The sequence below is a fragment of the Acidimicrobiales bacterium genome (genome assembly GCA_040219085.1).
In the GTDB taxonomy this organism is placed as follows: Bacteria; Actinomycetota; Acidimicrobiia; order Acidimicrobiales; family JAVJTC01; genus JAVJTC01.
In genome coordinates, this window is the sequence record JAVJTC010000027.1 from 106,874 (window position 1) to 119,940 (window position 13,067).

Annotated in this window: 14 protein-coding genes; 2 read left to right on the top strand and 12 right to left on the bottom strand. The window is 69.0% G+C overall.

The window, feature by feature from the left end; all coding sequences use genetic code 11:
- Nucleotides 1-37: 37 nt before the first annotated feature.
- A complete protein-coding gene (locus tag RIE08_11305; GenBank protein ID MEQ8718183.1) occupies nt 38-1,411 on the top strand; it encodes a hypothetical protein in 1,374 nt (457 codons plus the stop codon).
- On the opposite strand, the gene RIE08_11310 is transcribed toward RIE08_11305, so the two are convergent.
- The 12 genes from RIE08_11310 to RIE08_11365 form a co-directional block, all read right to left on the bottom strand.
- Nucleotides 1,346-1,753, bottom strand: coding sequence for an NUDIX domain-containing protein (locus RIE08_11310; protein ID MEQ8718184.1), 408 nt, complete (start codon nt 1,751-1,753; stop codon nt 1,346-1,348). The two genes, RIE08_11305 and RIE08_11310, sit on opposite strands and share 66 nt — an antisense overlap.
- On the bottom strand, nt 1,753-2,235 hold the full coding sequence (locus RIE08_11315) for a GNAT family N-acetyltransferase (GenBank protein MEQ8718185.1): 483 nt from the start codon (nt 2,233-2,235) through the stop codon (nt 1,753-1,755). The genes RIE08_11310 and RIE08_11315 overlap by 1 nt, the downstream gene beginning before the upstream one ends.
- A 4-nt stretch (nt 2,236-2,239) precedes the next feature.
- On the bottom strand, nt 2,240-2,734 hold the full coding sequence (locus RIE08_11320) for a hypothetical protein (protein ID MEQ8718186.1): 495 nt from the start codon (nt 2,732-2,734) through the stop codon (nt 2,240-2,242).
- A gap of 31 nt (nt 2,735-2,765) precedes the next feature.
- A complete protein-coding gene (locus tag RIE08_11325) occupies nt 2,766-3,248 on the bottom strand; it encodes a hypothetical protein (protein ID MEQ8718187.1) in 483 nt (160 codons plus the stop codon).
- Between the two features lie 94 nt (nt 3,249-3,342).
- The gene (locus RIE08_11330) at nt 3,343-4,317 is read right to left on the bottom strand and encodes a LysM peptidoglycan-binding domain-containing protein (GenBank protein MEQ8718188.1); all 975 of its coding nucleotides are present in this window, start codon (nt 4,315-4,317) and stop codon (nt 3,343-3,345) included.
- Nucleotides 4,318-4,443: 126 nt separating this feature from the next.
- Nucleotides 4,444-6,051, bottom strand: a complete 1,608-nt coding sequence (locus RIE08_11335; protein ID MEQ8718189.1) for an FAD-dependent thymidylate synthase — start codon at nt 6,049-6,051, stop codon at nt 4,444-4,446.
- A gap of 70 nt (nt 6,052-6,121) precedes the next feature.
- A complete protein-coding gene (locus tag RIE08_11340) occupies nt 6,122-7,315 on the bottom strand; it encodes a M20 family metallopeptidase (GenBank protein ID MEQ8718190.1) in 1,194 nt (397 codons plus the stop codon).
- 46 nt (nt 7,316-7,361) lie between these two features.
- Nucleotides 7,362-7,973, bottom strand: a complete 612-nt coding sequence (locus RIE08_11345; protein MEQ8718191.1) for a hypothetical protein — start codon at nt 7,971-7,973, stop codon at nt 7,362-7,364.
- Nucleotides 7,973-10,537: a DEAD/DEAH box helicase gene (locus RIE08_11350; GenBank protein ID MEQ8718192.1), complete on the bottom strand. Its 2,565-nt coding sequence runs from the start codon at nt 10,535-10,537 to the stop codon at nt 7,973-7,975. Before RIE08_11350 ends, RIE08_11345 begins: the two co-directional genes overlap by 1 nt.
- Complete coding sequence (gene tatC, locus RIE08_11355; GenBank protein MEQ8718193.1) at nt 10,530-11,330, bottom strand: twin-arginine translocase subunit TatC; 801 nt, start codon at nt 11,328-11,330, stop codon at nt 10,530-10,532. Before tatC ends, RIE08_11350 begins: the two co-directional genes overlap by 8 nt.
- Nucleotides 11,331-11,370: 40 nt before the next feature.
- Nucleotides 11,371-11,802 (bottom strand): twin-arginine translocase TatA/TatE family subunit, encoded by a 432-nt coding sequence (locus RIE08_11360; protein ID MEQ8718194.1) that lies wholly within the window; start codon nt 11,800-11,802, stop codon nt 11,371-11,373.
- Between the two features lie 59 nt (nt 11,803-11,861).
- Nucleotides 11,862-12,209 carry a hypothetical protein gene (locus tag RIE08_11365; GenBank protein MEQ8718195.1) on the bottom strand — a complete coding sequence of 116 codons (348 nt, stop codon included), beginning with the start codon at nt 12,207-12,209 and terminating at the stop codon, nt 11,862-11,864.
- A gap of 117 nt (nt 12,210-12,326) precedes the next feature.
- On the opposite strand from RIE08_11365, the gene RIE08_11370 reads away from it, so the two are divergent.
- Nucleotides 12,327-13,064 (top strand): glycerophosphodiester phosphodiesterase, encoded by a 738-nt coding sequence (locus RIE08_11370; GenBank protein MEQ8718196.1) that lies wholly within the window; start codon nt 12,327-12,329, stop codon nt 13,062-13,064.
- Nucleotides 13,065-13,067: the final 3 nt, after the last annotated feature.

The window sequence follows — 13,067 nt, forward strand, 5'->3', positions numbered from 1 at the left end:
TGTGACGCCGCGGGGCCGCCGGGTAGCGTGTCGGGCCATGGCCCGCCGCATAGACGTGGAACTCACCAGTCGTCGAGATGACGACACCTGGACCTGGCGCGCCATCGGCGCACGAGAACCTCGGGGGGAGCTCGACAGCTCACTCCTGTGGCCCGAGGCCAAGGTGGGTGATCACGTCCGTTGTGAGGCTGATTTCTCCATCGACGGGATCTCCGTGGTCTCGGCGGGTCCCCTCGTGGAGCCCGAGCGCACATCGGCGTTCGAGACTCTCGAGATCCTGGGCTCGGGAGCCGAGGAGAAGCTCGTCACGACGAACTTCGTCGAGGGTGGTGGCCGCGGACGTGGTCGCGGACGTGGCGACAGGGGCGACCGCGACGATCGCGGCGGTGGACGCCGTGACGAACGCGGCGCTGGACGTCGTGACAACGACCGGTCCCGACCCCGCGGCGAGTCGCGCCAGCAGCGTGAGCGGCCACCCGAGAAGCCCAAACCGAAGCGTCTGCGCCCCGGCCGCGAGCACCGCGACGCGTGGTTGGCGGAGCTCCCCGAGGAGCACAAGGCGATCGCCGACCAGCTGGTACGCGGTGGCCTTCCCGCTGTGCGTCAGGCCGTCGAGAAGCAGAACGCCGCCGCCCGGGAGACCGGTGAGCCCGAGATCGACGCGGCCCCACTCGAGGGCATCGCCGAGAAGTTGCTGCCGACGATGCGGATCGCGGAGTGGCGTGACCGCGCCGAGGCCGCCATCGCGGGCGTCGACGAGATCGACCTTCGAGACCTGCGCTCGGTCGTCGTCGCCGCCGAGGCCGTCCAGCGCGACGAAGAGTGCCGGGCGATGGCCGAGGACCTCCGTGGCAAGGTGTCCGATCGGGTCGACCGGGAGCACAGCGAATGGCTCGCCGAAATCGCCTCGACCCTGGGCGACGGCCGCACCGTGCGGGCACTCCGCCTCAGCTCACGCCCACCCAAGGCCGGTGTTCCCCTCCCCCAGGACCTCGCCACCCGCCTCACCGAGGCTGCTGCGGCCGGTATGGGCTCCGATGCCACTCAGGACCGCTGGGCCACCGTTCTCGACGCTGTGGCGTTCTCGCCCATCCGTCAGATGGTGCGGCCCGCCGCCATTCCCGCCGAGCCCGGGGAGGAACTCCTCGCCGCCGTGCGCAAGGTCTCCACCCGGGTTCCCCAGATCGCCGGCCTCTTCGGCATCGAGCCCACCGAGCCGCCCCGTAGGCGCCGGTCGCGCTCAGGGCGCGGCTCCGACACCAAGCCTGCCCGGACTGCACAGGCCGAGACTGCACCCGCCGAAGCGACCACGGACACTCCCGCGGCACCGGCCGAGCAGGCCCCCTCAGGCGAGGCCGGGAAGAACGTCGACGTCGACGAGAAAGTCGACCAGCCCGTCGACGAGTCGTAGCTGCGAGATCTCCTCGAACCGGACCCAGGCGACCTCGGCGGCGTCGTCGCCCGCCAGGGGCTCCCCATCGGAGATGATCGTCACCTCGAAGTCGGCGATCACGTGGTGATGGTCGTCACTCAGATGTTCCACCCAACCGAGATGGCGCCCGCACACACCGTCCAAGCCGGTCTCTTCACGTAGCTCCCGGACCACGGCCTCGATCAGCGTCTCGCCCCACTCGACGCGCCCGCCCGGCACCGACCACAGGCCCCGACCCGGTTCGTTCGCCCGGCGCACGAGGAGAAGGTGGTCGGCGACCGTCGCGACAGCGCCGACGGCGACGCACGGCGTCCGGCCCATCAGGAATCGGCACCGTCGAGGCGACGCCGGACCGTTATCGCCCGCGCGACGAGTCCGTACCGCTCGAAGAAGTTCTTTCCCGCCCTGTTTCCCGGTAGCACCGAGGATTCGATTGCGATGGCACCGTGTCCGTGACTCCACTCCAGGAGAACGTCCATCACCGCCTCGGCGACGCCGACGTCCCGGGCGTCGGGAAGCACCCACAGACCGGTCACGGTGGCCACAGTGCCGTCGCCGGGTCTCTCAGCCACCGCGGCCTCGCCGTAGCCCACCACGACCTCGTCGATCGTGCCGACGACGAGGGTTCGGTCGCCTGCGGCCAGGTCGGCCTGGAGCGAGGCACGCACCGCCGAAGGTCGGGGGTGCGTGAGCAACCACACATCGCCGCCGCGCATGGTCCCCACGTCGGCGGCCGCAGCGTCCAGCAGAGCTTCGACGACGTCCAGATCGCCCTCCCGGGCCTCTCGCGCGGTGACCTCCACCGACTCAGGCCTGGAGCTGATCTATGCGGCCCAGGATCGTCCTGCGACCGCGGTGGGAGGCCTCGTAGCGACGCACGTCCTCGAGCTCATCGGGCTCGAGGCCTGAGAGGCGTCGTACGACCTGCTTCGCTGCCAGGCTGTCGTAGTCGACGATGGCGAGAGTCTCGGAAGGGGGTCCCGTAGCGACGTCGTCGGGACCGGTGACGGCATTCGCGGTGGCCTCGGAGTCGACGGACGCAGCGACGCGATCTGCGACGACCAGCTCGGGAAGGCCCGTTGAGGGATCGGTTTCGGCCCCGGCGGGATCCCGGAACGATCGCCGCAGGTCCTCGATGGTGACGGTGAAGGCTGTCTGTCCGAGCATCCGTGCGAACGCGATCTGGCGACGGCCGCGGTCCGCCAGTTCGGCGACCACACGCCGGCGTTCCAGGATCAGCCCGAGTGGGGCGAAGACCGCCAGGTCCGCAACGGTGCCCATAGGGCCGCGTTCATCGCTCACAGGCGCTCAGAACCGCTATGGAGCGGTCGTGTCACAGCCGGGCGATGGAGGGGCAGGGGTCCTCACCCGACGGGCACTCGGGATTCGCACGTCGACCGAACATGCGTGCGTTCACGATCAGGAAGCACCCTTCGCACAGCCACTCGTCATCACGACGGGGCGCGACGCGGTCGGGTGTCTGCTCGGGCTTCTTCTGGCCGGACGTCTCGTCCTCGTCGTCCTCGTCGTCTTCGTCATCGCCTGCGGCGATGCGATCCTTCAGGATCGTGTCGAGGTCGGCCTCCACATCATCGGGGTCGGCTTCGTCCTCGTCGTCGTCCTCGTCGTCGCTGGTGCGGCGTCGGGGCTTCTCTTCCTCGTCCTCGTCGTCGTCCTCATCGTCATCATCGGTGTCGAGGTCCGCGTCGAGGGCCTCGTCGTCGATGTCCTCCTCGTCGAGGTCCTCCTCGTCGAGGTCCTCGGCTTCGAAGTCGTCACCGTCGAACTCTTCTTCGTTCTCGTCGTCGTCAGCCATCGTGAGTGTGGGGTCGATCCCGGGGTTGTGATCTCTGCGCGCCGGATCATAGAGCCAGCAGGGCGCGAGTTGGCGCGCCGAGCCGCCCGTGGCGTCAGATCCGGTTCCGCAGCGAGAGGATTCCGTCCACGTAGGAGACACTCGAGGGGTAGATCCCGTGGACCGCCACGGCGTGTAGACCCTGGTAGTAGGCGGCAACGGCGAGGCGTTCGTCACCGGCGAGTTGATCCAGGAGATAGGACAGGAAGCGCGCACTCATGCGGATGTTGTCCTCCACGACGAAGGGGTCGAGGCTCTCCGCGATGAGGTCTTCGGCCACCCAGCGCGCCGTGGACGGCATCAACTGGCCGATGCCGATCGCACCGGCCGACGACACCAGCGTGTTGTTCCATCCGGATTCGAACCACGTGAGCGCCCGGAAGAGGTCCGTCGGCACGCCGTAGTAGCCGGCCCAATGGTCGAGCAGGGAGCGGATCTCATCGCTGGAGGCGCCTTCGACGGGGATCCTGAGACGGTCGCCGACAACGACGAGATCCGGATCGGTCAGTTCATTGGCCGCCTCCAGCGCGACGACGTCCACCCCGAAGCGGGTGGCGACCGACGACAACGAATCACCCGGCTGCACGGTGTAGTAGCGCTCCAGATGTGCCGTGTCGGGTTCGGGTTCCGGGGCGGACGGCGCCGACGCGGGGATGACGATGTCGGTGCCGATCAGGACGAGATCGGGGTCGGCGATGCCGTTGTCGACCGCCAGGCGCGTTACGTCCACCCCGAAGCGGGCGGCGATCGCCGACAGCGAGTCGCCCCGCTCGATGGTGTAGACGAAGGTCGCAGCGGAGGTCGTCTCGCCCGGATCGACGGGGCCCACCACGAGCGTCTGGCCGACCTGGATCCGGTCGGCGTCGCCGAGACCGTTGCGCTCGACGAGGTCCGCCACCGAGGTGTCGTGACGCTGCGCGATCAGCGAGAGTGAATCGCCCTCGACGACGACGTAGTCCTCGGCGGCGACGGGGGCCGCGAGCGCCACCACCAGCGTGACCATGACGGCCACCAGACTCGGATACTTCATCGAGCGCGTTCTCCCCGGGGTCGGGGGAGAAATCTCGACGCGCACGGAAGGCCTGACGGTCCGCCCGCGGCAGGGTAAAGCTACACGAGTCCCCCACGGCGGGCAACAGGCCGCGGGGTTGCGGGTTCAGTCCCGACTCATGCGGCGCTGCTCGGAGCGCCGCTCCGACTCGAGGCGTTCCAGGTCGGCCTCAGGTGAGAGATCGACGTACTTCATCATCTCGGCCACTGCGGGATGGCCGGCTTCGGACTCGATGAGCCGGTACATCTCCTGTCCCACGTGGCGGTAGGCGGGGTGCCCCTGCGTCGATGTGCGCAACTCGATGAGATGCATCGCCTCGCGGGCGTTCATCTGCATGACGAACCGGACCTTGTAGGCGAGCGCGACGGCGTAGGCGGCCTGCTCCGGGTAGCCGTCGTCGAGCGCCTCCCACAGTGCAGCGGAGCGGTCCATCGCCCGGTCGAAACCCGCTGTCATGCCCGCCAGGTCCACAGCCTCGGGCCGCGTGTAGCCGTTGCCGGGCGTGAGGCGCTGCCACTCGATCGTGAGCATGCGGTGACGCTGCAGATCTCTGAACGCCCCGTAGTCGGCCAGCACGTCGAAGCGGTAGGTCGGTCGTTCCAGTGCTCTACCGGGCTTGTGGCGACGGTTGCGACGGTCGCCGACGTAGGCGCGCACCACGGCCATCCGGTCGTCGACGCTCATCGCCCGCACGAGACTCTCGAGTTGGCGCTCGGGGAGGTCGCTGTGGGCGTACAACATCGATGCCACGAGCTTGATCTCGCCCTCTGGGTCGTGGTCGACGAGCGTCACCGTGGGCGCCGGGTCCGGGTTGACCGTGGCCAGGAGGTCTCCGGCTACGGCCTGCATCCGCTCGTCGACGTCGGCGAGATAGTTGCTCGCCGCCACACCCCGGTCCTCGAGGTCCACCCGGCGCAGGAACGACGGGATCACCTTGCGCAGCTCGGCGAGCATGAGGGTGGCGTAGTGGCGGGCCTCGGGAAGCGGGTGGGCCCGCATGCGCAGCAGGAGGTTCTCGTAGCCCTGACCGGAGCCGTAGATGCCGACGTTGGACAGCGAGGCCGCGGGCAGCATGCCCCGGACGGCGTCGAAGGCCTTCGCCCTGATCGCCTGGCGGTACACGAAGTCGCTGTCGTCGGAGGTCTTGGGGATCCGGGCGCGGAACCAGTCCTGCATGATCGGAACGGCTTCGGAGTACGCGTCGAAGATCCGGTCCATGTCCGCCACGTAGCGGGTTCCGAGGTGCGAACGGGCCACGTCGGGATCCCGCCAGTACCGGTATCGCCCGCCGAGGCGTGTGTCGTAGGCGATGTAGCGCGTCGACTGCTCGAGGTACGACATGAGCCGACCCCATTCGAGAACCTTCGTCAGGACGTTCGACGCCTGCTCGCACGCCAGGTGCACGCCGCCCAGCTGGGCAACCGAGTCGTCGCCGTACTCGAGGAAGACACGGTCATAGAGCTGCTCGGCGCGCTCCAACCCCATGGTGGCGTCGATCGTGTCATCGCCGGTGATGTCGAGGTCGCCGACGAACTCGTCAAGGAACAGGCGTCGCAGGCTCTTCGAGCTGCGGGAGTAGCGCGCGAACAGGGCGCCCTTGACGACCTCGGGGAGGTTGACGAGCGCGAATACCGGCTGGTCGAGGTTCGTGAAGTACCGCCGGAGCACGTCGGTCTCGGGCTCGGAGAACTCCTCGGCGACGTAGAGGGTCACGGGCGGCGAGAGTAGGACGGCATGGCCCCGACGCGGCGGATGCCCCGTGCTTCAGCGTGACGACGCATGGTCAGGCGGAGTCGGAGGCCGCGTCGAACTCGTCGGCGGCGTCGGAGCGAAGCGCGTCGTCGAGCCACACGTCGACCAGCGTGGACGCCAGGATCTTCGCACCGTCGATCACGGCGGCGTCCCCGCTCGGCGACGCTGCGTACCCGGCGAAGCGTTCGGTGTGGATCGACACGTCATGGGGAGCTGCGGCGATCATGGGGTGGATCGACGGCACGGCGTAGCTGACGTCGCCCATGTCGGTGGAGCCCTGGACGCGGGTCCGCGCTGTCGGCTCCTTCATCTCACGGCCGAGCTGTCTCGCGTTCGAGACGAACGCTGCGAGGAGCGCCCGGTTGTCGATCATGTCGGCGTAGCGGCGGCCCTGGGCCTCGATCGAGCAGGTGCAACCTGTCGCGGTGGCTCCAGAGCGCAGCGCGGCCTGCACGCGGGCGCAGAGCTCGTCGAGCCCACCGAGCGTCGGTGAGCGCACGTACCACTCCGTCTCGGCCCGCGCCGGGACGATGTTGGGCTTCTCCCCGCCATGGGTGATCACACCGTGGACCCGCTCGGAGTCGGTCATGTGTTGGCGGAGCGCGGCGACACCCATGTAGCCGAGAACAGCGGCGTCGAGCGCGTTGCGTCCCACATGGGGCGCCGCGGCCGCGTGAGCCTCGGCACCGGTGTAGGTGGCCCGGAGCTGGTCGATGGCGAGCGTCGACATCGTGGTCAGGTCCCGACCCGACGGGTGGACCATCAAGGCGGCGTCCACGCCTTCGAAGGCGCCGCGCTCGACCATGAAGACCTTGCCGCCACCACCCTCTTCGGCCGGTGTTCCGAACACCTTCACGGTGCACCCGAGTTCGTCGGCCACGGTGGCCGCGGCGAGGCCCGCCCCGAGTCCGGACGCGGCGATGATGTTGTGGCCACACGCGTGGCCCAGCCCCGGCAGGGCGTCGTACTCGCAGATCACGCCGACGGTGGGCCCGTCGGTGCCCGCTGTCGCGACGAATGCCGTGTCGAGTCCGAACGCGTGGGCCTCGACCGCGAGGCCGGCGCCGTCGAGCACCTCCACGAGGACGTCGTGCGCATGGTGCTCCTCGAAACACAACTCGGGATTGGCCCAGATGTCGTGGGACACCCCCAGAAGCTGCTCGGTGCGCTCGTCCACGACACCATGGAGTCGCTTCTTCAGATCGGAGGTCCCGCTGCCGCTCATCGGCCCAATCTATCCGCCGGGGCCGGGCGGGCAGGGGTCTGCCGGCTCAGACCACGAGCCGCAGCGCGCCCGGCTCGATGCGCACCGCGATGTCGCGGAACCGGCCGACAGCGGTGCCGTCGAGGTGGATGTCGAGTGGGGGGTCGAAGGCGAACGTCTGTGCCGTCGTGCGTCTCAGCGAGATGCCCGGGTGCGGCACATGATCACCCGGTCCGAGACGCCGACGGATCCTGAGACGGGTGACGAGATCGGGGTCTGCGTCGAGCACGTCCAGTCGACCGTCACCGGGGTGACCCGCGGGCGCGACCCTCCATGGCCCCCGGAGTGGGGCGTTCATGACGGCCACCACGCGGCCATGCCACCAGCTCCGCCGCGCGATCAGATGGGCGACGAACCAGTGCAGCCGGCCGTCGCAGAGGACCGAACCCAGGTCGCAGGTCACGTGGGTGGCCTCGGGCGAATCGAGTCGGGCACGATCGCCGCGGCCACCCAGGGTCCGGCACAGATCACCCCCGAGTAGCGCGAGCACGGGAATCTCGCGGTTCTCCCGGCGCGCCCCGGTCACGACCTCCCTGGCCTCGGCATCGCTGGACACGATCACCGCGCCCGGAGGCAGTGCGCCCGTCCCACCCCAGTCCTCGCCGCGCCGAACTCCCATCACGTGTCGGCGTCCGTGACGCCGGCCTCCTCGTCCTCGGCGTCCTCTTCGTCGCCCACCTCGAAACGCGCCGACACCACGCCGCGGTCGAGACGACGGACAGCGTCCCGTGCCGCGATCCCCACGCCGCCGGTCGGCACGCCCTCGAGCTGTCGGAGGAGATCGACCAGTATCCGGACGTTGCGGACGAAGTCACCACCGGTCATCTCGCCCGGTAGGCAGGCCTCGAAGCTCTCACCAGCGGCCCACCGTCGTGCCGCGAGGGCGAATGCACTGTCGGGAGCGCGGGTGACGGGCTCACCGAGCGCGGTGGTCTCGTCGTGCGCCAGCGCGCCGGCGAGCTGGGCGAGCTGCTCCCAGCGCTGCGCCAGATCGGCGGTCGGCCAGGTGGTGGGCGGTGCCGGCTCGGCGGACCGGTGTTCGTAGGTGATGCACGAGACGACGGCCGCCAGATCCGCACCGTCGAGCCGGACGAGGACACCTGCGCGCAGGGCCTCGGCAACCAGCAGGTCGCACTCGTGGTAGATCCTCGCCAGGCGTTCGCCCTCGGGGGTGAGCCGCTCGCCGTCACGAACGTAGCCACGTGCCCCGAGGATGGCCACGAGCGCGTCGAATCGTGCGGCGATGGTGCCCCTGCGGTGACCCAGACGGCTCTCCAGGCGGTCCAGGCGGGACCTGAGCTTGCGACAACGGCGATCGGCCGCGACGTGGTCGTCGAGATCAGGACATCCTGCGACGCCCGAAGGGGGTTCGGTCGGCGGCGCCGGCAGTCCTTCGGCCAGTCGGGCTGCGAGGAGGTCGCCCATCTCCGCGAGGAACTCCGGTGACGACGGGTTGTAGGGCTGAACCACCTCGACCCGGCCGAGGGCGCTCACGGGTCGGCCCACCTCCGCGTCGGTGAAGGTCACAGGGACCGTGTCGACCGTCGCCGACGTGACCCTGACCGCTCCCCCGCCCCGTTGCGCGACGCTCGCCACGACGACGGTCCGCCCGTCCGGCGCATCGACGATGTCGCCTGGGCGCAGAGCAGCGAGCGACTCCTGCACGGCCACGGCGTTGCGGCCACCCGCCGGGTTCTGTTTCAGCCACTCGTCGATGTCGCCCAACTCACAGAGGCGCACGCGTTCCGCATCGGCGAGTTCGCGACGAATGCGGTCGACCCTCTCCTCGTCGTGGACCACGCCGCTGTCGGTCTGGAACTGGGCGAGTGACCGCCCCAGGACGGCATGGACCTCGTCGGGGCGCAGCCGGCGGATCAGGTTCGCCGTCATGTTGTAGTTGGGCCGGAACGCGGACCGGAGTTCGAAGTCCCGGCTCATGGCGAGGCGGGCCACACGATCGAAGTCGACCCACGGCGACCACGCCACGACGGCGGTTCCCTCGTCGTCTATGCCGCGTCGGCCGGCCCGACCGGTCAGCTGGGTGAACTCGGCGGGGGTCAGCGTCTCGTGCGTCTCACCGGTGAACTTCGTGAGTCGGTCGATCACCACCGATCGTGCGGGCATGTTCACACCGAGAGCGAGCGTCTCGGTGGCGTAGACCACCCGGACGAGTCCCGCGGTGAAGCACTCCTCGACCGCCTCCTTGAAGGGCGGAACCATTCCCGCGTGATGGGCGGCGACCCCCACCCCCATCGCGGCCCTGAAACGTGCGAAGCCGAGGACCGCGAGGTCCTCGGGCTCGAGGCGGGCGGCGTGGGCCATGACGATGGCATCGATCGCGGCGGCCTCGTCGGCGGTGGTGAGATCAGCTCCGGCGTCGAGGGCGCGTCCCATGGCCTCGTCGCAGCCGGCGCGACTGAACACGAAGTGGATCACCGGCAGCAGACCGCGCCGCTCGAGCTCCGCGATCAGGGCCAGCCGGTCCGGGGGGTACCAGCGGCGTCGCCGCCCCCGCATCTGTTGGTCGTCGAGTTGGCGTCCCCGCGGGTCGGGCCGCCCCTTCTTCAGGACGTCCCGCAGCGTGACGGTGTGGCGCGAGCGGTCACCGACGGCGATGAGCGACTCGAGGCGGACAGGACGGCGACTCTCGGTGACGACGTCGGTGGGGCCCCGCACGGTGCGGATCCACTCGGCGATCTCGGCCACGTTGGAGATCGTCGCCGACAGGGCGACGAGACGAACCGACTGGGGACAGTGGACGATGATCTCCTCCCAGACCGGCCCCCTGTAGGCATCGGCGAGGTAGTGGACCTCGTCGAGGACGATCCAGCCGAGTCGATCGAGGGCGGGTGAGTCCGCGTAGATCATGTTCCGCAGGACCTCGGTCGTCATCACGACGACGGGCGCATCACCGTTGATGCTGTTGTCACCGGTCAACAGCCCGACGGCGTCCGTGCCGAGTCGCTCGGCGAGGTCACGGTACTTCTGGTTCGACAGGGCCTTGATCGGTGTCGTGTAGAACGCTCGCTCGCCGCATGCCAGCGCACGGGCGACGGCGTGCTCAGCGACGACGGTCTTGCCGGAGCCGGTCGGTGCGGACACGACGACCGAACGGTCGGCGTCGATCGCCGCGAGTGCCTCGACCTGGAAGCGGTCGAGCGTGAAGTCGTGCCCGTCAGCCACTCTGGACGGGTTCGCCTCGACGTCGCCGACGCCGGTCCCGGACCCGACCGTAGATGATCGCCATCTCATAGAAGATGTACATCGGCACCGACAGCACGAGGAGCGTGATGGGGTCGCCGCTGGGGGTGAGTACGGCAACGAGGACGACGATGCCGATGATGGCGTAGTGGCGCCCCGACCGCAGCGTCGTGTGGTGGACGAGTCCCGCGAGCTGGAGGAAGACGAGGACGATCGGGAACTCGAAGCCGATCCCGAACGCGATCATCATCTTCACGACGAAACCCAGGTAGGCCTGCGGCTGAAAGACATTGACGAGATCGTCCCCGCCGATGTCGGTGAGGAACTCGAGCGCCCGGGGGATGCTCCAGTAGGCGAGGCCGGCGCCCATGACGAACAGCGCGGTGCCGAGGATGACGAACGTGGCTGCGTAACGCCTCTCGTGGGGGTAGAGAGCCGGGACGATGAAACGCCAGACCTGGAACAAGATGACCGGTATCGCCAATGCGATACCTCCGTATCCGGCCACGGTCATGCGCACCGTGAAGCCACCGAGCGGCTCGGTGTTGAGCAGTCGGCACTGCTGGGCCACCCCGTTCTCGTCAGGGAACGAGAAGTCGCTCACGTCGCAGTAGGGGTCCAGCAGGATGTCGAAGATCTGCGGGTAGAGAATCCAACAGGCGATCGCGCCGGCGGCGATGGCGATCACCGAGATGATGAAGCGCTGGCGGAACTCGGCGAGATGTTCGAGGATCGACATCCGGCCGCCCTCGAGCGATTCGACGTCCTCGCTCATCGACACGGCGCGCCCGTCCGGTGCCGCCTACCCATCACGTTCAGGAGGAACGATCGGCGTCGTCGGAAGCCGCGTCGTCGGGCTCACCGGACGCCGCGTACATCCCGGCAGCCTCGGCGGTGCTCACCGCAGGGTCCCCGGTTCCACTGCCGCTGTCAGCCGGTGGCGGCGTGGCGGAGTCGGCTGCGGACGCGGCATCGTCGGCTTGGGCCGCAGTCGAGGCATCGGCGGCGGGCGTGGTGGCGCCTCCGGCCTCGCTCGAGACGGCCTTGGCCCCCCTGTCGCGTGCCTCGACCTCGAACGCGTCGTCCATGGCGGCCTTCATCTCACGCTGGAATCCGGTCGAGACCTTGCGGAGTTCGGTGAGGGTCTTCGCTGTCTGGCGGGCGGCGCCCGGGAGTTTGGTCGGCCCGAGCACCAGGAGGGCGACGAGCAGGATCACCATGAGCTCACCGGTCCCGACGTTGAACATGTGGCAAGCCTACCTGTGGTCGGGTCCGGAGGCGGACCGCCCTGGCCTACCCGGAACAGCTACGGGGAGAGCCCGGTATCGGTGGCGAGTTGGGCCATGGCACGCGTCAACTCGGCCTCGTCGGCGAGCAGATCGTGGAACGCGAGGAGGTCGTCGTGGGTGAGGGGCCGGCTCTCGGCGAACACGAGATGCTCCACCGGCTCGTCACAGGAGGACTCGTGGACGCCCGATGCCAGCAGAAGGTCGACCGTGTGGCGCTCCGCGAGCTTCTCGACCGGCGCCTCACACACGGGGCAGTCGAAGTGGTATTCACCCGACCCGTCGGGTCCTGTGATCCGGACCGACATCTCGGCGGTCGTCAGTTCGACGTCACCGCACGTCGGGCAGCTTGCGCGAATCCTGGCCACGTGAGCCTCCTTCCGGTACATCAATCGGCACGTGTATGCGTCGTCTTGAGGGCCGCGGGGGTTCGATGTGTCGACCCGGGTTGCCGTCGGCCCCGAGGTGCGGCGACGATGGCGGCTGTGGCCCGCCGCATAGACCCCCTGCGAGCACCGCCCATCGCGTTCGCACACCGCGGCGCGATGGCCCACGCCCCCGAGAACACCCTCGAAGCCTTCTCCCTGGCCCTCGAGATGGGTGCCACGGGGCTCGAGAGTGACGTGTGGGTGAGCCGCGACGGAGCGGCCGTACTCGACCACGACGGCGAGTTCGGCTGGTGGCCGAGGAAACGCTCCATCGCGGCGACCGACAGGATGGACCTCCCCGACCACATGCCCACGCTCGAGGAGCTCTTCGTCACCTGTGGCGTCGACTTCGAACTGTCCCTGGATGTGAAGACCGAGGAGGCTGTCGCAGCGACGGTCGACGTCGTGAAGGCCGTGGCCGCCCGCCACGACCCCACTCTCGCCTCGCGGGTGTGGCTGTGCCATCCGGACCTGGAGACGGTCGCGGAGTGGCGGGAACGCTTCGACGGCGTGCGAATCGTGCACTCGACCCGTCTTCGATCGATCGACGGTGGCCCCGAACGTCACGCCGCGACACTCGCCGAACGAGGCATCGACGCCTGCAACATGCACCGCAGCGACTGGACCGGCGGCCTGACCACGCTCTACCACCGCTTCGGCATCCTGGCGTTCGGTTGGGACGCGCAACACGAGAGGATGTTGCGCGAGCTCATCGAAGCCGGGATCGACGCTGTCTACTCCGATTTCGTCGACCGGATGACCACAGTCGTCGCTGAGTTCGACTCTCCGCTCTGACGA

Coding starts and splice junctions, on each gene's coding strand:
- RIE08_11325 (MEQ8718187.1), bottom strand. CDS start 3,248: ATGGCTGACGACGACGAGAACGAAGAAGAGTTCGACGGTGACGACTTC.
- RIE08_11330 (MEQ8718188.1), bottom strand. CDS start 4,317: ATGAAGTATCCGAGTCTGGTGGCCGTCATGGTCACGCTGGTGGTGGCG.
- RIE08_11340 (MEQ8718190.1), bottom strand. CDS start 7,315: ATGAGCGGCAGCGGGACCTCCGATCTGAAGAAGCGACTCCATGGTGTC.
- RIE08_11360 (MEQ8718194.1), bottom strand. CDS start 11,802: ATGTTCAACGTCGGGACCGGTGAGCTCATGGTGATCCTGCTCGTCGCC.
- RIE08_11345 (MEQ8718191.1), bottom strand. CDS start 7,973: ATGGGAGTTCGGCGCGGCGAGGACTGGGGTGGGACGGGCGCACTGCCT.
- tatC (MEQ8718193.1), bottom strand. CDS start 11,330: ATGAGCGAGGACGTCGAATCGCTCGAGGGCGGCCGGATGTCGATCCTC.
- RIE08_11305 (MEQ8718183.1), top strand. CDS start 38: ATGGCCCGCCGCATAGACGTGGAACTCACCAGTCGTCGAGATGACGAC.
- RIE08_11310 (MEQ8718184.1), bottom strand. CDS start 1,753: ATGGGCCGGACGCCGTGCGTCGCCGTCGGCGCTGTCGCGACGGTCGCC.